The organism is Bdellovibrio bacteriovorus, from assembly GCF_025558485.1.
In the GTDB taxonomy this organism is placed as follows: domain Bacteria; phylum Bdellovibrionota; class Bdellovibrionia; order Bdellovibrionales; family Bdellovibrionaceae; genus Bdellovibrio; species Bdellovibrio bacteriovorus_G.
Genome location: NZ_CP102930.1, coordinates 1,484,972 through 1,509,417 on the forward strand (window position 1 = coordinate 1,484,972; position 24,446 = coordinate 1,509,417).

General features: G+C 45.7%; 29 protein-coding genes and 1 tRNA gene. 13 read left to right on the top strand and 17 right to left on the bottom strand.

The features are described 5' to 3' along the window. Window positions 1-209: 209 nt before the first annotated feature. Window positions 210-941, bottom strand: a complete 732-nt coding sequence (locus EZJ49_RS07445) for a 5'-methylthioadenosine/S-adenosylhomocysteine nucleosidase (RefSeq protein ID WP_262555590.1) — start codon at window positions 939-941, stop codon at window positions 210-212. Then, the gene (locus EZJ49_RS07450; protein WP_262555592.1) at window positions 941-1,690 is read right to left on the bottom strand and encodes a helix-turn-helix domain-containing protein; all 750 of its coding nucleotides are present in this window, start codon (window positions 1,688-1,690) and stop codon (window positions 941-943) included. Before EZJ49_RS07450 ends, EZJ49_RS07445 begins: the two co-directional genes overlap by 1 nt. Before the next feature lie 112 nt (window positions 1,691-1,802). Here EZJ49_RS07450 and EZJ49_RS07455 point away from each other — a divergent pair, with 112 nt between their 5' ends. Both EZJ49_RS07455 and EZJ49_RS07460 read left to right on the top strand, forming a co-directional pair. Further along, window positions 1,803-2,138 carry a hypothetical protein gene (locus EZJ49_RS07455; protein WP_262555594.1) on the top strand — a complete coding sequence of 112 codons (336 nt, stop codon included), beginning with the start codon at window positions 1,803-1,805 and terminating at the stop codon, window positions 2,136-2,138. A gap of 17 nt (window positions 2,139-2,155) precedes the next feature. Then, complete coding sequence (locus EZJ49_RS07460; RefSeq protein WP_262555596.1) at window positions 2,156-2,659, top strand: hypothetical protein; 504 nt, start codon at window positions 2,156-2,158, stop codon at window positions 2,657-2,659. Window positions 2,660-2,695: 36 nt separating this feature from the next. Here the strand turns inward: EZJ49_RS07460 and EZJ49_RS07465 are convergent, their stop codons facing one another. Then, window positions 2,696-3,178 (bottom strand): hypothetical protein, encoded by a 483-nt coding sequence (locus tag EZJ49_RS07465; protein WP_262555598.1) that lies wholly within the window; start codon window positions 3,176-3,178, stop codon window positions 2,696-2,698. Window positions 3,179-3,385: 207 nt separating this feature from the next. Then, a complete protein-coding gene (locus EZJ49_RS07470; protein ID WP_262555599.1) occupies window positions 3,386-4,300 on the bottom strand; it encodes a LysR family transcriptional regulator in 915 nt (304 codons plus the stop codon). 95 nt (window positions 4,301-4,395) lie between these two features. On the opposite strand from EZJ49_RS07470, the gene dkgB reads away from it, so the two are divergent. Genes dkgB through EZJ49_RS07485 form a run of 3 tightly spaced genes read left to right on the top strand, consistent with a single transcriptional unit; the run spans window position 4,396 to window position 7,247 of the window. Next, window positions 4,396-5,196: a 2,5-didehydrogluconate reductase DkgB gene (gene dkgB / locus EZJ49_RS07475; RefSeq protein ID WP_262555601.1), complete on the top strand. Its 801-nt coding sequence runs from the start codon at window positions 4,396-4,398 to the stop codon at window positions 5,194-5,196. A gap of 59 nt (window positions 5,197-5,255) precedes the next feature. Beyond that, window positions 5,256-6,419 (top strand): MFS transporter, encoded by a 1,164-nt coding sequence (locus EZJ49_RS07480; protein WP_410468761.1) that lies wholly within the window; start codon window positions 5,256-5,258, stop codon window positions 6,417-6,419. A 39-nt stretch (window positions 6,420-6,458) separates the two neighbouring features. Beyond that, window positions 6,459-7,247, top strand: a complete 789-nt coding sequence (locus EZJ49_RS07485) for a hypothetical protein (RefSeq protein WP_262555606.1) — start codon at window positions 6,459-6,461, stop codon at window positions 7,245-7,247. Window position 7,248: 1 nt separating this feature from the next. Here EZJ49_RS07485 and EZJ49_RS07490 read toward each other — a convergent pair whose 3' ends face one another. The 5 genes from EZJ49_RS07490 to EZJ49_RS07510 all read right to left on the bottom strand — a co-directional run bounded on the left by EZJ49_RS07490 (window position 7,249) and on the right by EZJ49_RS07510 (window position 9,545). Then, window positions 7,249-7,755: a pyridoxamine 5'-phosphate oxidase family protein gene (locus tag EZJ49_RS07490; RefSeq protein ID WP_262555608.1), complete on the bottom strand. Its 507-nt coding sequence runs from the start codon at window positions 7,753-7,755 to the stop codon at window positions 7,249-7,251. Between the two features lie 145 nt (window positions 7,756-7,900). Beyond that, window positions 7,901-8,167, bottom strand: a complete 267-nt coding sequence (locus EZJ49_RS07495; protein ID WP_262555610.1) for a hypothetical protein — start codon at window positions 8,165-8,167, stop codon at window positions 7,901-7,903. Window positions 8,168-8,344: 177 nt separating this feature from the next. Continuing rightward, window positions 8,345-8,761, bottom strand: a complete 417-nt coding sequence (locus tag EZJ49_RS07500; protein WP_262555612.1) for a hypothetical protein — start codon at window positions 8,759-8,761, stop codon at window positions 8,345-8,347. A 24-nt stretch (window positions 8,762-8,785) separates the two neighbouring features. Then, entirely contained in the window at window positions 8,786-9,184 is a 399-nt protein-coding gene (locus EZJ49_RS07505; RefSeq protein WP_262555614.1) for a hypothetical protein, read from the bottom strand. A 70-nt stretch (window positions 9,185-9,254) separates the two neighbouring features. Further along, complete coding sequence (locus tag EZJ49_RS07510; protein ID WP_262555616.1) at window positions 9,255-9,545, bottom strand: hypothetical protein; 291 nt, start codon at window positions 9,543-9,545, stop codon at window positions 9,255-9,257. Between the two features lie 182 nt (window positions 9,546-9,727). On the opposite strand from EZJ49_RS07510, the gene EZJ49_RS07515 reads away from it, so the two are divergent. After that, window positions 9,728-10,525, top strand: coding sequence for a DUF4423 domain-containing protein (locus EZJ49_RS07515; protein ID WP_262555618.1), 798 nt, complete (start codon window positions 9,728-9,730; stop codon window positions 10,523-10,525). 77 nt (window positions 10,526-10,602) lie between these two features. Then, window positions 10,603-11,583 carry a hypothetical protein gene (locus EZJ49_RS07520; protein ID WP_262555620.1) on the top strand — a complete coding sequence of 327 codons (981 nt, stop codon included), beginning with the start codon at window positions 10,603-10,605 and terminating at the stop codon, window positions 11,581-11,583. Between the two features lie 316 nt (window positions 11,584-11,899). Here EZJ49_RS07520 and EZJ49_RS07525 read toward each other — a convergent pair whose 3' ends face one another. The 3 genes from EZJ49_RS07525 to EZJ49_RS07535 form a co-directional block, all read right to left on the bottom strand. Continuing rightward, entirely contained in the window at window positions 11,900-12,925 is a 1,026-nt protein-coding gene (locus tag EZJ49_RS07525) for a hypothetical protein (protein ID WP_262555621.1), read from the bottom strand. Continuing rightward, the gene (locus EZJ49_RS07530) at window positions 12,918-14,399 is read right to left on the bottom strand and encodes an ATP-binding protein (RefSeq protein ID WP_262555623.1); all 1,482 of its coding nucleotides are present in this window, start codon (window positions 14,397-14,399) and stop codon (window positions 12,918-12,920) included. Before EZJ49_RS07530 ends, EZJ49_RS07525 begins: the two co-directional genes overlap by 8 nt. Window positions 14,400-14,908: 509 nt before the next feature. Further along, a complete protein-coding gene (locus EZJ49_RS07535) occupies window positions 14,909-15,328 on the bottom strand; it encodes a tyrosine-type recombinase/integrase (protein ID WP_262555625.1) in 420 nt (139 codons plus the stop codon). Window positions 15,329-15,505: 177 nt separating this feature from the next. Here EZJ49_RS07535 and EZJ49_RS07540 point away from each other — a divergent pair, with 177 nt between their 5' ends. Then, the gene (locus EZJ49_RS07540; protein WP_262555627.1) at window positions 15,506-15,811 is read left to right on the top strand and encodes a hypothetical protein; all 306 of its coding nucleotides are present in this window, start codon (window positions 15,506-15,508) and stop codon (window positions 15,809-15,811) included. A 60-nt stretch (window positions 15,812-15,871) separates the two neighbouring features. On the opposite strand, the gene EZJ49_RS07545 is transcribed toward EZJ49_RS07540, so the two are convergent. From EZJ49_RS07545 to EZJ49_RS07565, 5 genes are all read right to left on the bottom strand, one after another. Then, window positions 15,872-15,947: transfer RNA gene (locus EZJ49_RS07545), tRNA-Gln, on the bottom strand. Between the two features lie 265 nt (window positions 15,948-16,212). Continuing rightward, on the bottom strand, window positions 16,213-16,539 hold the full coding sequence (gene spoVG, locus EZJ49_RS07550) for a septation regulator SpoVG (protein WP_011165187.1): 327 nt from the start codon (window positions 16,537-16,539) through the stop codon (window positions 16,213-16,215). A 290-nt stretch (window positions 16,540-16,829) separates the two neighbouring features. After that, window positions 16,830-18,251 (bottom strand): trypsin-like peptidase domain-containing protein, encoded by a 1,422-nt coding sequence (locus EZJ49_RS07555; RefSeq protein ID WP_262555631.1) that lies wholly within the window; start codon window positions 18,249-18,251, stop codon window positions 16,830-16,832. A gap of 13 nt (window positions 18,252-18,264) precedes the next feature. After that, complete coding sequence (locus EZJ49_RS07560; RefSeq protein WP_262555633.1) at window positions 18,265-18,513, bottom strand: DUF1844 domain-containing protein; 249 nt, start codon at window positions 18,511-18,513, stop codon at window positions 18,265-18,267. A 47-nt stretch (window positions 18,514-18,560) separates the two neighbouring features. Continuing rightward, window positions 18,561-19,373, bottom strand: a complete 813-nt coding sequence (locus EZJ49_RS07565) for a M48 family metalloprotease (protein WP_262555634.1) — start codon at window positions 19,371-19,373, stop codon at window positions 18,561-18,563. 203 nt (window positions 19,374-19,576) lie between these two features. Here EZJ49_RS07565 and EZJ49_RS07570 point away from each other — a divergent pair, with 203 nt between their 5' ends. The 5 genes from EZJ49_RS07570 (at window position 19,577) to EZJ49_RS07590 (ending at window position 24,384) form a co-directional block, all read left to right on the top strand. Next, a complete protein-coding gene (locus tag EZJ49_RS07570) occupies window positions 19,577-20,551 on the top strand; it encodes an AAA family ATPase (protein ID WP_410468762.1) in 975 nt (324 codons plus the stop codon). Between the two features lie 62 nt (window positions 20,552-20,613). Next, window positions 20,614-21,420 carry a DUF58 domain-containing protein gene (locus EZJ49_RS07575; RefSeq protein ID WP_262555638.1) on the top strand — a complete coding sequence of 269 codons (807 nt, stop codon included), beginning with the start codon at window positions 20,614-20,616 and terminating at the stop codon, window positions 21,418-21,420. Continuing rightward, the gene (locus EZJ49_RS07580; RefSeq protein ID WP_262555640.1) at window positions 21,420-22,313 is read left to right on the top strand and encodes a hypothetical protein; all 894 of its coding nucleotides are present in this window, start codon (window positions 21,420-21,422) and stop codon (window positions 22,311-22,313) included. The genes EZJ49_RS07575 and EZJ49_RS07580 overlap by 1 nt, the downstream gene beginning before the upstream one ends. Beyond that, window positions 22,310-23,320 carry a vWA domain-containing protein gene (locus EZJ49_RS07585; protein WP_262555642.1) on the top strand — a complete coding sequence of 337 codons (1,011 nt, stop codon included), beginning with the start codon at window positions 22,310-22,312 and terminating at the stop codon, window positions 23,318-23,320. Before EZJ49_RS07580 ends, EZJ49_RS07585 begins: the two co-directional genes overlap by 4 nt. Next, window positions 23,320-24,384: a vWA domain-containing protein gene (locus tag EZJ49_RS07590; RefSeq protein ID WP_262555644.1), complete on the top strand. Its 1,065-nt coding sequence runs from the start codon at window positions 23,320-23,322 to the stop codon at window positions 24,382-24,384. The genes EZJ49_RS07585 and EZJ49_RS07590 overlap by 1 nt, the downstream gene beginning before the upstream one ends. Window positions 24,385-24,446: the final 62 nt, after the last annotated feature.

Genomic DNA, 24,446 nt, shown 5'->3' on the forward strand with positions numbered 1-24,446 from the left:
AAGTATAGAGAGGAAGTCCTACCTTTGCAAAGAAGCAGTGGCTTTTGGGTGGTGCTGTCATTTAAAAGAAACAAAAGCCGATTTGAATCTTGTTCGCTCATTGATTGCTCTCAATGGGCAGTCTGCACGCGATTTTTTGGCAGGTTGGCAATACCAACTTGAAACTGGTTTCGTTTTACGAAGAGTTAGAGTAGTTGTATTTTAAGGAATCAGATTTTCTCTTGCCAGAAATGTATGATGTCCAGGGCCTTTTTGCTGCTGGATTTTAGGAAATCCAGATACTCTTCGGATGGTGAGGGACTTAGTGTGTCTGCGACCGTCTTTGCAATGGTGAAAGGAATCTGTGCTTTGTTGCACAGGTAGGCAATGGCACAGGCTTCCATATCGACCATCAAGGCATCATTAAACACTTGTTTCAAATGAAGCTTTTTGGAATGACTTCCCACAAATTCAGAACCGGAAAGAATGGTTCCTTCATGAACGCGATGGCCATGTTGTCTTAGATAGCGGGCCAGCTCTTGTGAAAACTCGGGGCTGGATTCCAGGCGGATGTTTGGACGTTGATGGGGCTGCAAAGACAAGTGAGCTTCGCCGCACGCCATGTATTCAATCCCATTACTTTTTGAACAAACGGCATCGTGCTGAATGACGTGAGTGCTGATGCACGTATCACCGATCTTAAGTCTGTCATCAATCGCGCCACCCAGTCCCAGTAGCAGCACGGCATCTATTTTACATTCGCTCAGCAGGGTTGTCAGGACAGAGCTGGCATTGATCGGACCAATACCGACTTGCGCCGCTAAAATGCGAACCGGTGTTTTTGCAAGCTCCCAGACCGGAACACTAAAGGGCTTCAGATACAAAGCCGGGGAGGCCTCGGTCTGGATATCCTGAAGTTCTTCTTTCATCGCCACAAGGATCAGTACGGTTTTATTCGTCATCAGTTTGCATCCCAGATGGAAAAATTATCAGCGTGGATGATGCCCGACACGGTAACGCCTTTCAGGTTTTTTGTATTGAGCTCCAGACGGGACAGGTTTTGATATTTGGTCAGAACTTCTGTCAGTTCACGAGAAAATATTTTTCTTTGCTCTGGTGTCAGCAGAAGTTCAAACGGTTTGCAGAGAGTCCCGGTGTCTTCATCATAAGTCGAGGACTTATATCGTGTGGAAATAGTGCGGAAGATGGATTGCAGATTTTTTTGGTGATAGGCTTTTTGTAAAAGACCGTCTTCGCGCCACTTAAAAGGGAATCGCGCCAGCTGATAAATGCGATCTCGTGGCATTAGCTGAATAAGCTCGACCTCTTCAAGGTGTCGCAGTTTTTTACGCAACTCGGATTCCTTTAAACCCAGATATTCTTTCAACTGGGTAAAGTTCAGTCCCATGACGATGGAACGAAACAGCAGCAGATAGTTTAAATCCCCGGCAAAAAGTTTTTCCTGTTCTTCAGTAAAAAGATAGGCTTTCTGGGTGTTGTTCTTACTTAGCTCCACAAGGTCATAAAATGAAGTGCCCAGACAACTGGCGATATCGCTTAAATCGGAAATACTCAGTTCGCCTTTGTTCAGACGTCGTTTGACTGTCGCAGTGGAAACGCGCAGTTTTTTTGCCAGATCATCGTATTGAAGGCCCTGTTCTTTCATCAGATTTTTCAGGCTGGTTTTGATTTTTGCTTCTTCAATTTTCATGGACGGTCCTAAGCTTGCTCCAAAAGAGGTCAAAATCTGACCTTTTACTAGAATTAGTTATAAAAAAGGTCAAATTAAAATACCTCTATAGATATCAAGAAGGAGGTTATTTATGTCTAAAGTGATTTTGGCGATAATGGCGACTTTGTTCACAGGGTCTTTGGCGGCGGCGGCCTGCAATCCTTGTATCTGCGGTTCTGGTGGGGGTGCCCCGCCGCCAACAGATTGTCCCAAGGGTGGGAAGTGGAGAAACCACAGTCATATCCCGGTGCGGGCGCAGGGGCTGCTGTACAGCATTCTTTCTGACAAGATGGTTGAACAGCAGTTGCTTTCCGCCGGAGGCTTGGAGGCTGTCAGCACAATTGAGTCAGGAAGTTCAGTCAGCTTTAAATTGAAGACTTCAGATGGTGCTGAATTTGTGACCCCTAACTTCCAGACTCAGGATTAACATGATAGCATGGAGGCATGAAAAACGGGCTTAATGAATTTCTGTGGATAGAAGAACTGCTGCCAGCAGGGACGGAGTCAGCGCCTAAGCATGGCGGGATGGCCTACTATCTGGACATGAAGCTGATCATGATTCTGGTTGAGAATCCTGAAAGCACTTATGAGCACAAAGGGGTTACGTATCCCTTTCAGATTTGGAATGGCTGCATCCTGCCAGTTGAGTACCGTAAGCAGAATGCCTTTTTTTTAAAGTTTTCTTTTCTGGAAAATCATCCGGCCAACAAGGACTGGCTGTATATCCCGGCCGAGTCTGAAAATTTTGAAGACGAAGTCCGGCAGTTTGTGCGGGAAATCACCAAGCGTAATCCTTTATTGGGAACTCCGGTGAAGTTCGCAGGGATGCCGAAACCGGCCAAAACACCTGAAGATGAGATTCGCAAGAAAGCATCCAAAGTCCGGAAAGATGCCAAGAAACGTGAAAATGTTTTTTTGATGGGAATGTTAAACAAGACAAAGAAATAAAAAAGCCGGTGTTTGCACCGGCTTTTTTGTAATCACTTAGAATTTGCAGACAGTCGCAAGATCGAACTTTTCAAAAGCGTCCCACAGACATCTGAATTTTTGTCTGATGGTCACAGTGTTGCCTTCGACAGAAATAGTTTCTTTATAACCAACAGCACCACCCCAGTCACCGCAGGCATCGCCACCGGCACGTTTGGAGCTTGTGGATACCAGAAGGGTGTTTGCGCCATAGGACTTGGTGTCGTTGTCAATTTCCACACCTGGTGTGAAGTACATGCCTGTGTCTTCCAGGGTTACTTTTGTCCCGCTAAACTGTCTGCCAGCCATTTCAAAGTCATAGTCTTCGGTAGCAAGGCGGCAAGAACGGCCTTCAATACCGGATTCATAAGAACTGACAACAGTTCCCACGCGGCCATGCAGGCTTTTTAGCTTGGCTGTGATGGCTTCGACTTGAGAGTCGGCCAAAGCAAAAGAGTTAAACCCCAAGAATAGAACTGGAAGCATCATTAGCTTTTTCAAGATATTCTCCTCGAATGATTTAGGTCGAAAGCGGCACTATAACATGGAAAAATACTGTTCCCCCCGGCTATCCGAAGGGCTGAAAAAGTTTCCGGGACCTGTCTAAAACTTTGATAGTGCTATGGCAGATCTCAGCCAGACCTATGCATGTCCGCAGGAAGGCCGGGATTTTGGGACTGTGACATGGTGACTTTTAGTGTGGATTTATTAACTGTCAGAAAAGCTATTCTTTAGAATGGGCTTTAGCTTCTCTTTCAGAAACTGAACAAAAAGTGTCGTCCGTCGTGAGGGGTTTAGATTTTTATAGTAAACGGCATGGATGTCCTGCCGCACATCCATGGTGTGGGATTTTAGTATCTGGACCAGCTCTCCTGAAGAGCGTTCTTGCTGGGTCATAAAGTCAGACAAACAGGTAATTCCCAATCCGGATTTTGCCAGCTGTAGAAGAGTTTCCCCACTGGATGCGGCAATGCAGGGACTTTCGACGGAATAGTTTCCATGTTTCGTCTTTAAGGGCCATTGATTCAGTTCTCTGGGGGCTGTAAAGCCAAGAAGATGATGTTTTGCAAGATCCTCCACTTTTTTGGGGATGCCATGTTTGTTTAAATAACCCGGGCTGGCTAGGATTCTTAGACGGCTGGTGCCGAGGTGGGCGGCACGCAGGGTTGAATCCTCAAGAGTTCCAATGCGAATGGCGACATCAATGCGCTTTTCCAGAAGATCAATGATGCGATCGTGGCTGTGAATTTCAAAAGAAATATCAGGGTAAAGGCTTTTAAACTCATTCATGACCGGGACAATGGAATGAAGGACGAAAGGAGAAGCTGAGTCCACGCGGATTAATCCCGATGGAGCCTGCGCTTTATCCTTGACGGAGTCCTCAGCGACTTCGATTTGATGAAGAATTTCTCGCGCGTTGCTTAGAAAGCGCTCGCCCTCTTCGGTGAGGTCTATACGGCGGGTCGTTCGACGGAAAAGACTGACGTCCAGCTTGCTTTCCAATCTTCCCAGGCTGCGGCTAAGACTTGAGAGGGGTTGGCCGAGTTGATCTGCGGCTTTGGTCAAAGACCCCGTATCAACGATAGTTACAAAAATATGAATTTCATCCAGAGTGATTTTCATTATTGCTCCTAATGCAATAATATATTGCATTTTGTTGTCTTAATAAACAATAAATTCGCCGCTATTATTTGCAGGAACGATTAAAGGAGCAATATATGGAAATCCCCCAAATTGGTTTAGGAACTTTTCGACTTAAGGGTCTTGAAGCGCAAGCTTCGGTTGTGGCTGGATTGGATCTTGGCTATCGCCACATTGATACAGCACAGATTTATGACAATGAAGAGGCTGTTGGCGTCGCATTAAGGCAGTCAGCTGTTGATCGGAAAGATATTTTTCTAACCACCAAGATATGGACTTCAAATCTATCCGGGAAAAATTTGATCCCAAGTCTGCAAGAAAGCTTAAAAAAACTTGGCACTGATAACGTGGATCTGACTTTGATTCACTGGCCATCCCCGAAGGATGAAGTTCCTTTGCATGAAACGCTGGAGGCACTGCAAGAAGCTGTCGTGATGGGGCTGACGAAAAATATCGGGTTGTCGAACTTTACTGTGGCTCAGATGAAGCAGGCTATTGAGATTGTCGGAACGGAAGCTCTTTTGACAAATCAGATTGAGGTTCATCCTTTCTTGCAGAATCAAAAAGTGATCGACTTCTGCCAAACTCATGGCATCAAGGTTACTGCCTATATGCCGCTGGCTTACGGTAAAGTGATGACCGATGAGGTTCTTCAGAAAATTGCGCACAAGTATGAAACGACTCCGGCAGAGATTGCTTTGGCGTGGTTATTGGACAGGGGCATGATTGTGATCCCGTCTTCGACAAAGAGAAAGAATCTTCTGTCAAATCTGAAGGTGCGAAAAGGACTTTTAACTGCACAAGACTTTGAGGCCATTGAACAGCTGGATCGGGGAGAGCGCCTGGCAAATCCTGACTTTTCCCCGATTTGGGACTGATTGTTTAAGGAATTTTTATGGAAACTATGAACACAAGTATTACTGAAGAAAAAGGAAAGATTCCCCTGGCGATCTATGCGCTGATGATCGGCGCCTTTGGTATCGGAACGACAGAGTTCGTTATCATGGGATTATTACAGGAAATCAGTCGCGATTTAGGGGTGAGCATTTCATCAGCGGGAATGCTTATTAGTGGCTACGCGCTGGGGGTCGCCATTGGGGCTCCGGTCTTGTCTATACTGGCAATACGATCTTCAAAAAAACGAATGCTGATTTTACTGATGGGGATCTTTACTATTGGAAACCTTATCTGTGCTTTGGCGACGGATTATTCATTGTTGATGATTGCCAGAGTTGTTACTTCATTTGCGCATGGAACATTCTTTGGAATCGGTTCTGTCGTGGCTACGAATGTTGTTCGTAAAGATCAAAAGGCTCTTGCCATTGCCCTGATGTTCACGGGTCTGACGGTTGCCAATATTGCGGGAGTTCCCTTTGGAACCTGGCTGGGGCAGCACTTTGGCTGGCGCTCGACGTTTTGGGCGGTGACGGCTATTGGACCCTTGGCAATGCTGGCACTTTCTTTGTTTATTCCAACGGATAATGGCCAAACTGAAGTCAATCTGAAGGCGGAACTTGAAGCTATACGACAGCCAAAGGTAATTAGCGGTCTGGCAATTACAGTTGTTGGGTTTGCCGCCGTATTTGCGATTTTTACCTATATTTCACCGATTTTAACAACGCTGACGAAGTTGCCTGAATCCTGGATTTCTCCGCTGCTGTTGCTGTTTGGGTTGGGATTGATTTTCGGAAATATTTTCGGAGGAAAGCTTGCTGACAGAAACTTGAACCTTGCACTTGTCGGCAGTCTTGTGGCTTTGACGGTGGTCAGTGGGGCGTATTCACTTTTTTCGGATAATTATCTGGCCATGTTTGTTCTTGTCTTCCTGTTAGGTTTTGCTGGATTTGCGACGGTTCCGCCGTTGCAAATGAATGTTCTGGAAAGTGCAAGTCAGGCCCCCGTGTTGGCATCAGCGCTGAATATCGCAGCCTTCAATGTCGGGAATGCTCTTGGGGCGTGGGGTGGAGGAATTGTTATTGATCACGGCCCGGGTTTGGTTGCGCTTGGTGCCGGTGCTGCACTGATTTCTGCGGTGGCTGTGGTGATTTCACTAGTGACAATGCGCAAGGCTGTTGACTCCCGGATGGTCCTAAAGAGATAGTCATGTTCATAGTGAACCTTTTGGCAAAAGCAGGTCTCCGTGAAAGAACTAGTTCTTTGTTTGGCGCTTTTATGTACATGTTTTGCTTCTGCTTCTGCTTCTGAAGTCCCCGAAGATATTCAGGGGACTTGGGTTGCCAAAAATTATCTGCCCGCCGATGGTGGGTATGGAGAATATTATCAGAGCTGGCTTTTCATCGGTTCGGATGCGGTGGACGAGATTCTGACTTTGGGGGCACACTTCACTAAAATTAAGTACAAAATTCTTGCGGCGGCGGAAGGTCAGCTGTCTGTTCAAGACTCTTCAGAAACGGACGCGCCTGTATTTACGCTAAATTATTTTAAGAAAGATCTGCAGCTTGAAGTCTGTCGGCGGAATCATTGCAATAGTTATAGCCGCTCTGATGAAGCCCCACAGACGGAAGAACCTGTTGCCCATCATCCTGCCATCGAGGTGTCGGCCTTATGGTGTGTGGATGAAGACTGTCAGACAGAAGTTTATCTTCCATTGGTTGGAGAGCAGATTATCAACTTGAGTACTGACCTGCGCGCCAAGGGAGGATATTTCGCAGCCCCGGAAGAACTTCAAAAGAAACACGGGATCGTTCTTTCCTTGGCTTCAGTGGCCTATCGCTTTGAAAATGAAACCTCGGAGCTGAATTCTTTTAGCGCTCTTTTCCACTTTACCGGCGCCAGCAAAATGACCGGGGAAAACTTGTTTCAGCAGTCAGCGGTCCTGCGCCTTCACGAGGGCCTGCTCACGGAACTGAGTGGCCAAGTGGGTGGTCAGAGAGTTTCTGTGTCACTTTATATTCGTCGATTAAACTAAGTCAGTGCTTTAAATCAAAGGAGCTATGGCTTTCCTTGTTGGTGGGTCGTCCCAAAGCACCCTTTACAAAATCAATCATTTTGTAAATAGGGGAGGTATGACCTTCCCAATATTCCACAGTTTGAACATGCACCTTTAGCAGTTGAATTGTCGGGTCCTGAGGTCCGTCAGGGAACCAGGCCTCATGGGGTTTTTGCCATAGTTCTCGAACCATGTCCCGATTTTCAGTGAACTCGACGATGCCATTGATGGAAACACATTTGTTCTTGTCAGAGTAAGACAGGCTGACGTCGTTATGCTTTTGCAGATCTTGAAACTTTGCGGAACTTTTCGAGATCAAAAACCATAAACTGCCATCAAATTCCAAATCCTGATTCAGCAAAGGGAAACTGCACAGTTTGTTGTTGTCGTTGATGAAGGTCATCATGACAATGGGGATGCCTCTGATCAGGTGATCGACCTTTTCCATTTCAGCGGTAAACTCGACATGAGGTTCCTTTTCTTCCACGGCGGCCTCCTTGCTGTCTCTAAGGTTCTCGCTACTTCCTGAGGCAGGCAAGTTGTGCTTTGGCATATAGATCGGAAAAGGAATTCAAGAATGCCGTTGGGTGATTGCACGGGGGTGCTCCATAAAGCATCCCGCATCTTTAAAACTATTTGTTTTTGAAACCCAGGATATCCACGTAGGTAATGCCCTTCGCAACGGAAGAGGACGGCGTGGCTCTTTGACCTTTAATCAGAATTTTTCCGGAGTTGAACAGGGCCTTGTATTCGGTGCGAGAGATCTCGCGCAGGTTCAGGTCTTCGTTTTGATTTTTGATCGCCGTCAGTAGAACCCCATCCAGGCGTTTGGCAGATTTGAACAGCTCCAGAACAATGCGGAAGGATTTCGGTGGTTGTGGAGGGATAAAGTCTTGCATAACGTATTTCCTGGTTTTGAGGGGATGGTGGGGAAAAATCCCATAAAAACGGGGGGATAGGCAAGGAGTTTTGAATTTTTTGTAGATTTGACCTTTGATTATGGAAAAAGGCCCCTTGCGGAGCCTTTTAAAGCAGAGCTATTTACAGGCATACCTAGCCCAAATGCCACTGAGAAATCAGTCCTTTTCGCAATCGGTGAATTTTAAAATTTGCCCGGTACTTTTAAGTTGAACGTACGTTGTTGCGATTTCACCGGCGTCTTCGCATGTTGAGCCACCTGGATAGGACTGTAAGACATAGGTGCTTGCGGACTCTAGAAATTGATAAAAATCGCTACTAGAACAAGGCAGCTCTTTAAGTGCCAATTTTTCGATGGCTGTGTTTCCTTCCGGGCTCCAGTCCTGTTGGTATTCTTCACTCAGACGAGACCATCCGTGTTGAAGAACGATTCTGTCTTCTCCAAAGAAAGAACCTTTTCTTTTGATTTTAAGTTTGTATTTGCCAGCTTCGCATTTTGTTGTTGAGGCGTTGTCGCCACCAGCAAATGCCAAAGAGGAACTAAGAATTAAAGCCAATGATAGAATAAAGCGCATAAAAGGACTCCTGTGTGGGTTGGTTTATTTGCAGGTGTATCTAGCCCAAACGCCGCCGACGAAGATATTGTCCAAGTCCACGGTTGTATTGGGGTGAAGGGAAGCAAAACCTTCGTTTGTAGAGTACCATTGAACATCGTCAAACTTGTTGCAGTTCGCATTGGCTTTGCCGTAATCGCCACCAAAGCTGAATCTTGAACCATAGTGACCATCACTACCCATATACTTTACTTCGCCAATGCAGGTACCTGTAGCCTCGCTGCCCTTGATGGCAATCTGATTGCCTTTAAATTGAATAAGGATTTCGGCATCGGCCTGTACATATGGACCGGCGTGATTCAGGCTGCAAACATAGTAGGGCTTGGCAGCCAGGGCTGTTGAGCTAAGACCCAGCATCAGAAGTGCGCAGAATACTTTTTTCATAGAGGATTCCATTTTTTTAGTTATTTATTTTAAGGTTTATGCCGCTGCTTTATTGCCAGCAGCAATTCAGCTATTGGCAAGAAGCGATATTTTCGACTTTGTAGCCAATGATTTCTTCGTTGGAAATAACGTATGTCAAACCCACGATCGTTTGGCAGCTGTCTGAAGTGATTTGAACATCAAGATTGTCATCGCCGCCGACTTCAACTTTTTGCACAGCTTCACCGTTCAATGCCGAGATCACACTTGCGTCGGAAAGGACCGCGTCGATCTTTTTCAGAGAGTCATTGTATTTTGAACCGGCAAATGCAGAAGAAGCCATCATTACTGTGAACAAAGAAACCAGAATCATGTTTTTCATAAAAACTCCTTTAATAGTTGCTGAGCTCAAGGGGGGAGGGCTTAGCTTGTGAATTGGTATCTGTAACTCACATGCAATATAACCTCGACCATGTCTCAAAAACAGATAGACGTTATTAATTAGTAAACGTTACGTTCAGTTTTAGTGTACAATTGTCTAAACTTTAGAGGGTGGTGCGGGTCATGAATATATTTGATTTCAAGTCCTATAAGGCTTTCTTAAAAGCTTATTGTGATGCTGAAAGGGGTGCACTGACTCGTTTGGCTGACGCCGCCCAGACCCAAAAGTCCTATTTGTCCACTTGCCTCAAAGGCAAGGGGCAGCTGAGCTTGGACCAAGCCTATGGGATCGCAGAATACCTGGAACTATCAGACTTTGAGCAAGACTATTTCTATCTGCTTATTGATAAGGAAAAGGCGGTAACACCGTCGCTTCGTCGGCGTCTTGAAGGCAAAGGCAAAGAAATGGCCCGCGAGGCCTTTAGGCTTAAGAACCAGCAAAAGGATTCCATCATTATTACGGAACGGGATTCAAGCATAGGCTTCTATTATGCTACCTGGCTTGCGACGGCTATTCATACCCTGACATCGGTACCTCAGTTTCAAAGTGTGGCAAGCCTGGGGAAAAGGCTGAATCTGAATCCGGAGAGTATTGCTGCGGTTACAAGTTATCTTGAGAAAATGGAACTTATTAAAAAGAGCGGCGACAAGTTCCGTTGGAATTCATCCAATATTCATTTGGAAGACAGCAGTGCCTGGATTAGTAGTCATCACACGAACTGGCGTGCCCGCGCCATGGACAATGTCCAAAGAAATGACCGGGATGCGACCCATTACAGCGCGATTCAGTCTTTCTCTGAAGAGGACTTTGAAAAGCTGAAGAAAAAGATCGCCTATTTCATCAATGACTTTAATAAAGTCGCGGACCCCTCAGAGCCCGAAGACGCCTTTTGTTTTAATATCGATCTTTTCCGGGTTTAAGGCATTGTCTCATTTTGAGCCACCGCCGTGGTATGTCCCTTGCTTTGTACTAATTAAAGCAGACAAAGGACATTTTTATGATCTACAAACAGTTTAGCGAAAAGTTATTAATCACGTGTGTGACGTTTTTCGCTTTGAATGCCTTTGCTTTGGATTCTGGCCCTGCGGACTTAAAAATCACAAACCTTCCAAAATTAACATCGGACGCCGGTCGTGTAGAGACTAAGGACTTAATTCAGCCTGACCGCATTTTGATTCTGGATAATGCGCAATTAAAAGGTATTAAGGACTTTCAGACATTTTTGAAAACCCAGGGACCTCGAACGGGTGGCGGCGGGAATTCTTGCGCTTTGTCCATCCACCAAAATACCGAGAAGCTTGTAAGTCTGATTTTAGAGATGCCCAAGCTGTTGAGCGAGGGGCAAAGAGAAGCTCTTTTGTACAAGATTTCCGTGGCTAAGTTCTATTTAAGTGAAAGCCTTAGTCTGGACGGGCAACTGAAAGATGCCATTAACTATCCCGATGCCAACGAGATTTTCGTTTCTTCCAAGCTGTGCGGTTTGGACTTACTGGAAGTACAAAGCCGGGCGATGGCGATTCTGCTTCATGAATACCTGGGGCTTGCCAGAATTGATGATCGGCAGTATCAGATCTCCGGAGCCTTCTTGCAGAACTATGCAGCCTTTAATGCTCGTGGATATACGTTTACCTCGGACAATTCTTACTATGTCCAGACGGGCCAGTGTATTCAGTCTGTTTTGCAGATTCACCAGATAGGAAACAACCTGATTGTGTCGTCGTCTGCGAACCCGGGCGCAAGGATTCTTGCGTTGACGCGTGAACAAGTCGACGCCTTCAAAGCGCTTGATGAACGTGAATGGGGTCCTGAAAAAAAGGTGAAAATTGCAGATAAGGCTGCCGGTGTTGAATATGTTTTCTCCAGTGAAACTTGCAGCGGCACGAAGTGTGACTTCCTGACGATTCAGAATGAAAAAGGCAAACTAAAGCGCTTTAAAAATTCCATTCATGGGTTGGCAGTGATTGGTTGTAAGCGCTAGGTGGCGGCTGGTTTGGAACCAGCTGGCAGGACTTGGTCTTGCTAGGTTGGGTTCCGGCCTAACCTTCCAGAGCCGGGGCTGCAATCTCGTTTGCTAAATATTAAGATGTTTGAGATTTTGAGTGATGTTCCACCATCGAACGAGTAGAACCGTAAAATTGTTATGCTATCTCAGAAAACACAAAAACCTCCGTAAAGGAGGTTTAAATGGATGGGGATCTTTAAGTATATCTGAGCTATTGATTATATGGGTAAAATTATCGTAATAACTACCAATAACGACGGATAAGTATAGAGGATTTCTTCCGCGAAAATGCTTATACTAAGCGGATTCTTTTTCGCCTGCTTTCGGCGACCTCGTTTTTCATCTTATTAATTCTTTCTTTAATAACTGCATGATCAAAATCATGATCTGGACTATAGGCGAGAAAAACCTTCAATCCGTCGTGGTTACCCAAAAGCACTCTTTTACTGCCGCTTTTAATTTTTCCTCGTTCGTTTGGCTCCACCACGTCGCACCTAAAAAGAGGTATTCCATCAATTTCTTTTGGTGATTCTTGGTGCCAATCTATGGAGAACTCACACGCATTTTGTCTGTCATCGAGAGGCGGATATGTAGCTGCCCGGAAGGAGCAATAAGAAATATTTTTTACGTCCTTACCTGACAAATTGCGGATGTCGGATAAAAAATCAGAAGTAAAAAACATGTTTGAAACATTGTGTATTTTATCATGAGGTACATCTTGAGCGACACACATCAGAAAAATGGTCATTCTTAGTTGTTCTTCGGATATTTTTTCAAAAGTAATTCCGTCTGATTTTTTTAGATCAGATAGCATTTCTTTTTGCAAGTCTCTCATTTTATTTAATGTACTAGGAAGATTCGTTGTACTAAAAGAGAAGGACTCACCACATAGCTTTTTCCCAATGCAAGAGGAGCATTCCAACTTCGAGATTGTGTTCTCGGTATTACTTAAGATTATTGGAAAATTCGCATCATGTAAGAAATTAATTATTAACCTAGCAGTCGACTCAGGAAGAGTTTTTTCAACTAGAGGCGCCACGCAAGCAGATTCGCAGTGCTCGTATTGGGGAGGGTAAACAGTGGAAAATATCGACTGTGATCCACCGGACTGTAATATGCTCCACGCGGTTTTCAATTTTGGATGTGTAATATAACTTTTTAGGCTACCTGGCAAAAAAACTAACAGATAGTCCTTTAAAGGTGATGTCGACTCTTTGAGTGAAATAAAAAAATCTGCGATGATATCGAGATCTTCCTGCTTTATAATCTTTTCTTCTACTTCCGGACTAATGGTGCAAGAAAATTTTGGTTTAGCCATTAGATTTACTCATCTTTTGAAGTCTCAGGGCATTTAACTTGTCCGTGGTTGATTCACTCTCGGTAAGAAAACCCATGGGAGCATTATCCATGAAGCCAAACTCATCGAAGGTGATTTCTTTAGTTTTGGCTGATGATTGAAACTGTTCTACCCAATATAGCTTCATTGAATCTTTGAGATGTGGATATTTAACCATATAATATACCAAGCTATTGATTAGATATTCACTGTGAGACTCTAAAATAATGGTTTTTCCAACAAGAGCCATATGAATAAAAAAATCTGCCAGTTTAGATTGAATTTCTGGATGTAGATGAATTTCCGGTTCATCTACTATAAAGATTCTAGATGAATTTGCCTGAAGTAGGTTGAAAACTATTGGAAGAATTTGGCTTACTCCAAAGCCCATATTATTGATTGGAATCTTTTTGTTGGATTTAAGTAGAAATATTTCTGAGGTATAACCGGGGATAGCCTCGTCAACTTTTACTTCTTCTGCAAACTTGAACTGATCCACGATCCAAAAGTGTAATGCCTCACTGAGTTTTGAAGTATTAGCGACTTTTTTTTCCATATCGTAATGATACTTAACCTTTTCATTTTGGTGTTTATTGAATTCGATTAAAGGATTATTTATAGATCCCTCAGTATAAAAGCGTCTCGGATATCCCCGGAAAGGCGGGATATACTTGATGTCTTTGCGAAATAAAAGATTAGAGTTTGTGATTTTATAATTGTTTTCTAAAGTTACGTGCGTTTCGTTGTATTCGGTGTTGTTCTCTTTTAGATAAAGTTCTTTGATTTTTGCGATATCCAGCTTATCCCGATACTCGGGATTAATACATTGTATGAGGTCTTCATTTTTAATTTTAAAACTTAGCAAATCATAGCCAAAAAATGTGACTCCTGTGATCTCACTGAATTCTACATCTGGATTATATAGTACCGCATCCTTGGGAGTGACGTCTTTCAGGTGTCTATGGAATACGCGTTCAAAAGAGCGTTCGCTGATCTCTAGTACTGATGACGCTTTTATAGACCATCCATTGGATTTTAGATTGTATTTCAGATCGTACTTTGCACCCGAACGATTATTGAGAAACTTTAGGCGAGTAAGCATAAAGTCTTCAGAATGCATGCCGTGAGTGGAATGTGTGTGAAGGGTAAACTCTAAGTCCAGTTCAACGTTATTAGTAAAGAGCAGATCAAATCTTACGCTCTTTGTATTTTGATCATTAAGAATTTCTTCTTTTTTGCCCAACTGTAGAAGATCACCATTCAAGGTTAAAATGGGAACTTCTCCAGTACGCTCGTGCCGCGAACTTTCAAAAGATTGAGTTAATAGTAATAAAACCTGATAAATGGAACTTTTACCCGAGCTATTAAGACCCGATAGTAACGTAAGATTTGAGAAGTCGATGTAGTGGAGTTCGCCAAACGCCTTGAAGTTGTGTATGCCAATTCTCTTAATCACTAAGGCTCCTAGTAAAAAAAAACCCTGCTAAAAGCAGGGTATTTTCAAATTATATAAAGATAAACAAAAAACTATTATTTTTTCTCGGCACTGTCTAGGGGCTGAGTGGTATTTTCATCATTTGTATTTTTAGCTTTATTGTTCATTTTACCTCCTTAGACTTCTTAATTCAGATCGGAATATTCCAAATAAACTGAATAGGCAACCTCTAATAATCTCACAATGAAACTTGATGCAATTCAAGCGCCAGTGCAAAAACTGTCCTATCTTTAATATATTACATTTGAGCGCATTTTCGTTCCTGATTTTGGCAAAAAATTGAACAAATTCAACTAAATAGTGTCAAAATTACTCCCCAGTGAAGCCCGGCATCAAATATCAAGCCTACTTTAGTTAGATTTAACAGAAGGTAAAAAGGAAAAAAAAATGGCGGCGAGATTTTTGGGGGGCTGCCCTAACATATTGAAATTATTAGGGTAGGACTTTAAAGTGCTACGATATACCACGGTCTAATCTTCGGCTGTTTGTTTCAGTTTGAGAATCTTTCCAGTATTTTGAGCGGTATCATGAAAGTTCAATGAGTCGGTCATTCCTTGGATGTTGATTCCTGCTTTACGGACGTAGACCATCATCGTCTTTAGGTCTTTCCATCCTCCCATAGACATTACTTTCACGGATTCTATTCCTCTTGATAAGCAGAGGGTTGCCCAGCTCGCGCGAAGATCATGAAAACGAATGCGTGGTAAGTTGATCCCAAAAAGAAATGTACGAAGAATCTCAGCTTGTCTCCCCGCATCCCAATCATCGATTCTTGGAAGAACGAACACAGAATCAGCACTCTTTATTTTTAATTCTTTAAGAAGGTGAAGTGGCGGAGGAGCAATTTCTACATGCGATCCTCGCCGCTTTTGTGTAGTCTTTAAAGCCATCAACATGATTCCACGTGGTTGCAACTTTGATAAGGCGTTGATCAAGACCGACGTTATCCCACGAAAGAGCATAAAGTTCTCCGTTTCTCATGCCCGTGTAAATCTCAGCAACTCAAATTGGATACCAGTCGTGATCGTATTCTTTAATCGCTCTTCCTTTTTTATTTGGAGGTGACTATGTGCAATCCCTTTGTGATTCAGAGTGTTCATAACGTGCTCAAGGTTTCTAGCCTTAATGAAAAAGCACATAAAGATTGCCGGTTGGTCTTAGAGGGGTTTGTCCTGAATGCTCCTGAGATAACAACCGCAATATCAATGTTGAGTTTTATCGAAAAAGAGTTGTATGAAAGCATTAAGGTAAACTGGCGAAGTCAGCCTTTCCCATACCGTATCATAATGTTTCCATTTTATTTGCGAATCAGAAAACGCATGATCGCGGTGGCAAGAACGGCGAGTTTAGCGAAGCAAGCTTTTGTAGAATAGAACCGTAGAACCCCAGAAATCTTCGCAGAAAAACAAAAACCCGCTTGCGGCGGGTTTAAATGGATGGGGTAGCAGGACTCGAACCTGCGAATGACAGAATCAAAATCTGTTGACTTACCAACTTGTCGATACCCCAACAAGATGCATTTGCGAAGACCCAAACTACGGATTTTGCGGCCTAAAATCAAGAAAAGACTTCTTGCGTCGTAAGAATGATGCAGGATTGCCAGAAAAAACAACCAGGCACCTTTTAAAAAAAGCCCGTCAGGGAACTGACGGGCTTAAAGATTCCATGGGGTGTTTGAAGCCGCCGTTTCGGGTCATTTCCACATTAAATGGCCCGTTGGCGTGTGAGCAGGGAGCTCTACCCCGGCCCGGAGCCGGGGTGAATCAAGTCAGGCCTAGTAGTCGTCGTTGCCGTAATCGCTCCCAGGAGCTTTCTGGCGTTTTAGACTGACCAGGGTCTCACCCATGGATTTTAGTTCTTTTTCATAAGCCTCAAAAATGAGGTCTTCAATCATCGCCCGGGTCTCTTGGTTCAGAGGATGGGCGATGTCGCGGAACTGACCGTCTTTGCGCTTCTTGCTGGGCATAGCCACAAACAAGCCGCTGGTTCCCTGAATGACCTTCAAATCCCTCACCACGAAGCAATTATCGAGAGTGATCGAGACATAGGCCTTCAGCCGGTCCTCATTGACGGGGAAAACTTTCACCTCGGTGACTTTCATACAGTCCCTTTCTTGTTGCCGTTCTTGTTGCAATATCCGTTGCTCATCTTGAACCGCCTTTGGCAGCCCTTTCGTCGCAATCTTGGAGCCAAGCTATGGTCCCGTATTTCTTCTCGGTGAGACGTTGAAAAACTAAAGACCTAGGTCGAGGATTTTTTTATATTTCGCCATTTTGTCCCGCGAATGCCCCAAAACGAGGCAGTGCTTACTTATATAGCAGCGAAATAAAAAAGCCCATCCGAAGATGGGCTTTGAAGCAGTGCTCTTTATTAAATTTTACAGGCTCAAATCTATTCAATATTAATGATCTGAATACGAGCATTGCGGGCAATGCGCAGGGTGTTCTTGCCCTTTTTCAGGGACTTCAGAACGTCTTTGGAATTATCCACGGGCTGTTTATTAACATCCAGGATCACATCCCCCACCCGCAGGCCGCCTTTGGTGGCGATAGAGAAGCGCTCCGTTTCAATAACCACCGGCTGTTTCATATCATCCGGCAAGCCCCATTCCTGACGCAGTTCCGGAGTCGGATCAATCACCGAGAAACCCAAATTAAACGGCGCCTTTTGGCCCGCATAAGTTTTAACACCGGCACGAGCGACACGTTTTTCTTCCATGCGTTCGGCTGTCGTCACGTTCAGGGTCATTTCTTTGTTGTTACGGATCAGCTTGGTTTTTACTGGCTTCCCAATAGGGGCATCAGCTACCGCATCCATCAAATCCAAAGTAGAGCGAATGGTTTTGCCATTAAACTCTGTCACGATGTCATACATTTTCAAACCAGCCTTCATCGCAGGACTGCCCGGAGCAATTCCCGTGATCACAGCGCCGCGAACATCGCCCAGTCCCAGATACTCTGCCGCTTCAGGATCAAGATCACCCAGGTTGGTACCCAGGAATCCGCGAGCAATACGACCCTTGCTTTCCAGAACAGGCAAAATGGCTTTCACTTCATCAATCGGAATCGCAAAACCAATTCCTTGCGCGCGGGCATCGATCGCCGAGTTCACACCGATCACCTGACCTTTGGTGTTTACCAGTGGACCGCCCGAGTTCCCCGGATTGATGCTGGCATCTGTTTGCAGCAATGGGATCTTATTGATCTCTGTGATGTCGCGACCTTTAGAGGAAATAATCCCTTTTGTCATCGAGTGACCGTGACCAAACGGATTCCCGAACGCCGCCACCCATTCACCGACTTCAACGCTGTTGGAAGACCCCAGAACCGCCACCGGAAGTTTGCCTTTCGGAGTGATCTTGATCAAAGCGATATCGGTTCGCTCATCGCTACCCACTAAAGTGGCCTCGTAAACGTCCGTGGATTTTTCGCTCAGCTGAACGTTGATAACGTCTGCGCCCGCGATCACGTGGTTGTTCGTGATGATCAAACCGTCTTCACGAATGATGAACCCAGTTCCCAAGCCCATCTGTTGCGGACGTTGCTGTTGTTGAGGCTGCTGCATACGGAAGCCATAAAGCTGTTCCAGCATGTCCAGCATCGGGTCACGCATACGCGGGGAATTTTTTGGTAAAGCTGTCGTAGAGATATTCACAACTGCCGGGTTGATGGCTTTTGCCAGTTCGACAAAAAGATTGCCCGGAAGTGGATCGCTCAGCTTCATTTTTGGCGGGTCTTTAGGAAGCTCCTTGGCGCCGGTTTGGGCTTGAGCCGTCATCGCGATAGAAAGGAAAAGAACGAGCAGTGTCTTCATAGAAAAATTCTCCTTACATAGACACAAATTTCATTTGCAAATCACTGATTAAGTTTTCCAAAAATTTGGCTTCGTCGCCAGTTAAATTACCCTTGGTCTTTTGCTGCAAGACCACCAAAAGGTCGATATTAAAGCGAGCCATATTTTTATCTTTGCTCACTTCACCATTGGCTGGGTTCGGGGCCAGGCCCATGGCCATGACTGCGGAAGACGCCACAGACATAATCAAAACCGAGAAAGAAGCTTCTAATTTTTCAGTCATAGTTCAGGTCCTTTTTCTAATCTGAGTTTTCTATTTATTCTGTCAAGTTAGATAGGGTAGTAACCCATCAGTTTTTGCAATCTCACCTCAATAGTGGGATGGGATTTTAAGAATAAATTCTTCTGCTTAAAGCCCTCGGGGTTCACCATAAACAGGTGACTGGTGCAGGCGGGGATTTCTAAAGGCTGAGTTTGCGCCAGCCCCTCCATCCGCCACAATACTTCGCCCAGCTTATTACGGCTTTCCAAAAGCTCAGACGCCATCAGATCATTTTCAAAGAAGGATTTTTCCACCACCACGATCTTGATAATCAACCAGCCAATCGGGGACAGCAGGGGCATAAAGAATTGCAAGTTGTAGGGAAGAAGATTGTCCAAGAACTGCCCCAGGCCCACGACGGAATTTGCCAGCGTACTGCTGACGCTAAAAGCAAAAGTATCCAGGCGACGGATGTGGCAAATTTGATGGGCAACGACGGCTTCGAGTTCCTCGTCATTTAGCTTATTTAAAAGTCCCACCGTGAATCCCAAAGAGCCACGTTTCCAGGAATGCCCCACGCAGAACGCATTCACAGAGGCATGGGGGGTCACGTACACAGCCGGGGCCGGCATGGCCAGCTCGGCAGAAAGGCGTTCCACCTTGTCAATCAAACCCCAGGAATCCTGACCCTTGATTCTTTTGGCGTTCAATTTTGCCAGTACACGACTTTCGCCGTAAATGAAGACGAAAAGGTTCAGAAGAACCGCCAACAAGAAGCCGATCAAAAGACCAAGACGTTCTCCCATTTGGTAGCCCAAAATCAACAGGGCCAGGGAGCTTGAAAGAATGAAAATCCAGACTTTTGTATTGTTGTTAATCATATAAAATTTGTCCCACTTAATCGCCGGGTTGGCAAGCCGGGAGGACGCGGCGTTATGCCAGCCCTCAAAATAGTTTTTCCTGACATGGCAACTCTAAACTTGCGAAGTCTTTAGGATAATTGTGAAATATATTGGGCGTTGGCTTATCGGGTCACGCCCAGTTCTATTCTCCGGGAGGCAAGAACGTGAGTGAAGTCGATATCATGGCCCTAAATGCCGCGATCAAGCAGGAAAGCCAGTTCATTGATAAAATGATGGCGGAAATCAACAAAGTTGTCGTAGGGCAAAAAGAAATGGTGGAGGGCATCATGATGGGCCTTCTGACCGGAGGTCACATCCTGCTGGAAGGCGTGCCGGGATTGGCGAAGACGCTGACCATCGCAACGGTTTCCAAATCCATCTCTTTGGATTTCCAACGTATTCAATTTACACCGGATCTTCTGCCGACAGACTTGATCGGGACGATGATCTTTAATCCCAAATCAGGTGAATTCGCTCCGCGCAAAGGGCCCATCTTCACCAATATCGTCTTGGCCGATGAGATCAACCGTGCGCCAGCCAAAGTGCAATCAGCACTTCTGGAAGCCATGGCTGAAAAACAAGTCACCATCGGGGAAGAGTCCTACAAGCTGGCTGCTCCGTTCCTGGTTCTGGCGACGCAAAATCCCTTGGAACAAGAGGGAACCTATCCACTGCCGGAAGCGCAGATGGACCGTTTCATGTTCAAGATCAACGTCGTTTATCCGGGTAAAGGCGAAGAGCTTGAAATCCTGAATCGCATGGGCATGAACGAAAAGCCGGTTGTGAATTCTGTGATTTCCAAAGAAGATCTGCTGCGTGCTTCCGAGCGTGCGGATCAGATCTATGTTGATAACAAAATTAAAAACTACATCGTGGAATTGATCATGGCTTCCCGTAAACCGGGTGAATATGGGCTTAGCCGTATTGCCAATCTGATCAATGTCGGTGGTTCACCGCGTGCGACGATCAGCTTGTATCGGGCGGCGAAGGCTCACGCTTTCTTGCGTGGCCGCGGTTATGTGACGGCTGAAGACGTGAAGGCGATTGCTTACCACGTTCTGCGCCACCGTCTGATTCTGACCTATGAAGCGGAAGCCGAAAATATCAAAACTGACGACATTATCAAAGAAATCCTAAGTCAGGTTGAGGTGCCGTAGTGAGTTTGCCTCCTGAGGTCTTAAAAAAGGTCAAACTGCTGGAGATCAACACGAGGAAGCTTGTGAATAATCTCTTTGCCGGTGAATACCATACGGCATTCAAAGGCCAGGGTATGACCTTTGCGGATTTCCGGGAATACGTTCCGGGCGATGATGTGCGTTCGATTTCCTGGCCGCTGACAGCGCGCACGGGAAAACCGTATATCAAAACCTTCGAGGAAGAGCGTGAGCTGACTTTGATTCTGGCCGTGGACGTCAGCGGTTCCAGTGATTTTGGCACGGGTCCTTATTTCAAGGGCGAAGTGATGACTCACATGGCAGCGCTGTTGGCGTTTTCTGCGGTGAAGAACAATGACCAGATTGGTCTGTTGTTGTTCAGCGATCAGGTGGAACACTTCGTTCCGCCGAAAAAAGGACGGGGCCATGTGCACCGTCTATTGCGTGATTTGTTTTACTATAAACCCAAAAGCCATCGCACCAAACTTTCTGCCGGGTTTTCGTACCTGCAAGGGGTTTTGAAAAAACGTGCGACGGTCTTTGTCTTTAGCGATTTTATGGATCAGGGCTTTGAACAGTCCCTGCGTTTACTGGGAAGAAAACACGACGTCGTGGCCTGCGTGGTGAACGACGCTGCGGAATATTCACTGCCTGCGATGGGTGTCATCGAAGTGCAGGATGCCGAGACCGGGGAAATTGTCACGGTCGATACGTCTTCTCAGGGCTTCCGGACCCAGTACGAAGAGGCTGTGAACAAACGCAAAGATCAACGTGATAAGATGCTTCGTCTGGCGCAGGTGGAGCGGGTGGATGTGAAGTCCAGCGAGGATTATGTGAATCCGTTGGTGGCCTTCTTTAAAAAGAGAAAATAATGGCAGCGATTCAGTGTAAGGCGGAAATTCCCAATGTCGAGGGACTAAAGAACAACGAGCTCACCGTGGGCCGGGAGTTTTTGTTGGTCTGTGACGGGGATTTCCCCAAGGATCTTCAGCAGGAAAAGCTTCATTTTGTTCTGAAACCGGAACAGAAATATCAGATCCATTTTTTAGGCTTTGAATTCAGATCCCCTACGCAGGCCGACATCAAGGCGACAGTCTATTCTGCGGGTAATATCCAATTCGATGATTTGCAAATTTCCGACGGTGTTCAGACTTTAAGTCTAGGACCGATTCATTATGCGGTTCAGACGGTCTTGCCACAACAGCAACCGGGCGAGGCCCCGGTGAAGCAGGAACCGTTTGGTCCCATCGGGCCAGCCAGTATTGGTGTGCCGATGCTGTACTGGGCACTATTGGCAGGCTTTATCGGCCTGCTGGTTCTGATCGCTATTTCCAAAGTGTATAGAGTGGTGCAAAGACGCAATATGCTGGATCGTTTGCGTGAACATGATTCTGCGCTAAGTCCTTTGGCGGAATTCCATCAGCACTTCCGACGCTTGCAAAGGGCTAATCCGGTCTTTTTTGGCAAGGATGCCGACGCCAGTCAGATCAACGAAGTTCTGGTTGAAACCAATAAAATGTTTAAACTGTTCCTGACCCGCCAGTTCCATGTACCAGCATTGGAATGGAGCGAACGTTTGGTTATCAAGGACCTGAAAAAGTATCATTCCAAAATCTATACCGAGCTTTCCGAGGACCTAAAAAAAGTTCTGCGCGAATATCAGCACGCTTTTAAAGATCAAAAGAAACTATCCAGTAACGACGTTCTGAATCTGGCGAATCAAGCCCGCGTTCTGGCGGAAAAGATGGAAAGGTTGTCGTCATGACCTACCATTCTTTATGGGCCTTGTGGTTCCTGCTTCCTTTGGTTTTGGTCTTGGTGTGGATCTTCTGGCAGCGCAAGAAGAAGACGCCGACGTTGCAGTTTGGCTCTGTCGAACTGCTGAAGTCCGTTGCGCCAACTTTACGCACACGTTTGATGCATCTGCCGAATGTTCTAAAAGCTCTGGGGTTGGTATTGGTGATTATGGCACTGGCCCGCCCGCAGACGATGAACACCAAGGTTCGTAAGAACGTGGAAGGTATTGATATCGTCATCTGTCTGGACGTGTCTGACAGTATGTTGATCGAAGACATGAAGCCGCTAAATCGTTTGGAGGCCGCGAAAGAAACCATCGGGAAGTTTATCGAAGGCCGTACTTCGGATCGTATCGGTCTGGTGGTGTTTGCCGGGGAATCCTTCACAATGGTTCCGCCCACTTTGGATTATCAAATGATCCTGCAACGGGTGGGCGATATCTCAAGCGCTTCCAGTGCCAAAATCAAAGACGGAACCGCGTTGGGTGTGGCGATGGCCAATGCTGCAGGCCGCTTGAAAGATTCGCAAGCACGCAGTCGTGTGATGATCTTTATGACGGACGGGGAAAATAACTCTGGAACAATTGATCCGGAAACAGGGCTGGAAATTGCCAAAGGTTACGGTATCAAAGTTTATTCCATCGGTATCGGTAAAGACGGCCCGACACGCATCCCGGTTTATGGCCGTGATATCTTTGGACAGAAAGTAAAGACCTACCAGCCATTTGAAAGCACCGTGAATGAAGACCTTCTGAATCGCATGGCTTCGGATACGGGTGGTAAATACTATCGCGCCACCAATGAAGGCGCGCTTCGCAAGGTCTTTAACGACATTGACCGTTTGGAAAAAACCAAGATTGATGTGAATAAATACACAAACTACACTGAAGAATTCCCTCCGTTCCTGATTGCGGGATTGATTCTTTATCTGGTGGGTCTGCTGCTGGGGCGTTCCTGGTTAAGGAGGGTGCCATAATGTTTCGCTTTGAAAACATAGCCGCCTTTAACTATTTATGGCTGATTCCGGTAATTATCCTTATTGGAATCTTCTTTGATCGTCGGGCCAGAAAAAAAATGGAAACGGCGATTGGCTCCAGATTGTATCCGTTCTTGTCCAGTTCGGTTTCGCGCAAAAAACGCTCCATCAAAACTGCGTTGCAGGTTTTGGCCGTTCTTTGTTTTGTCATTGCTCTGGCACGCCCACAAATGGGTGAATCCCAGCAGGAAGTCAAAAGTGAAGGGGTGGAAATCATCTTCGCCGTGGATGTGTCTGAAAGTATGATGGCCGAAGATGTGAAACCATCCCGCTTGGCACAAGCCAAAGCCGAGCTCAGCCGTTTGGTGGATCTGATGCCGGGAAATAAGGTCGGCATCGTGGCCTTCGCCGGATCGGCGGCGTTGTTGTCGCCGCTAACAAATGACCCGGGCGCGATCAAAATGTATCTGGAATCTTTAGAACCAAGTTCTGTTTCCTCGCAAGGAACGAACTTTACTGAAGCTTTGAAAATTTCCAAAGAAGCCTTTGAACGCGGTGGCGTCACCACCGATGACACTGTGAAAGTCACACGAGTGATTTTAATTGCCTCGGACGGGGAAGACCATGAACAAGGGGCTTTGGATGAAGCCCAGAAGATGGCTAAAGAGGGCGTTCGTATTTTCTCCTTGGCTTATGGAACTGAAAAAGGTGGCGCAATTCCAGTTCGTGATGGCATGGGGTTCTTAAAAGGTTACAAAAAAGACCGGCAGGGGCAGACGATTCTGACCACGGTTAAAGGGGACGCCTTGCGTGCCTTGGCAGAAGCCGGGCAGGGCAGTTTCTATTTCGCCACTTTTGGCGGAGAGCAGACAAAACTGTTGGTGGAAGACATCAGTAAACTTGAAAAAGCTCAGTTCGACACCACGATGGCCGTTCAGTATGAAGAACGCTTCCAGACCATCCTGATGATTGGAATTATCATCGCTTTGCTGGAACTCTTCATGGGTGAACGCCGCACCTCTTTCCGCTTCTGGAAAGGTCGCTACGAGGTACCTCCCGCATGAAGCGCCTTGGCTGTGGTTCTTACTCGAAGCTTCGGACAGTCCTCGCTCGTGAGAGCTTTGGG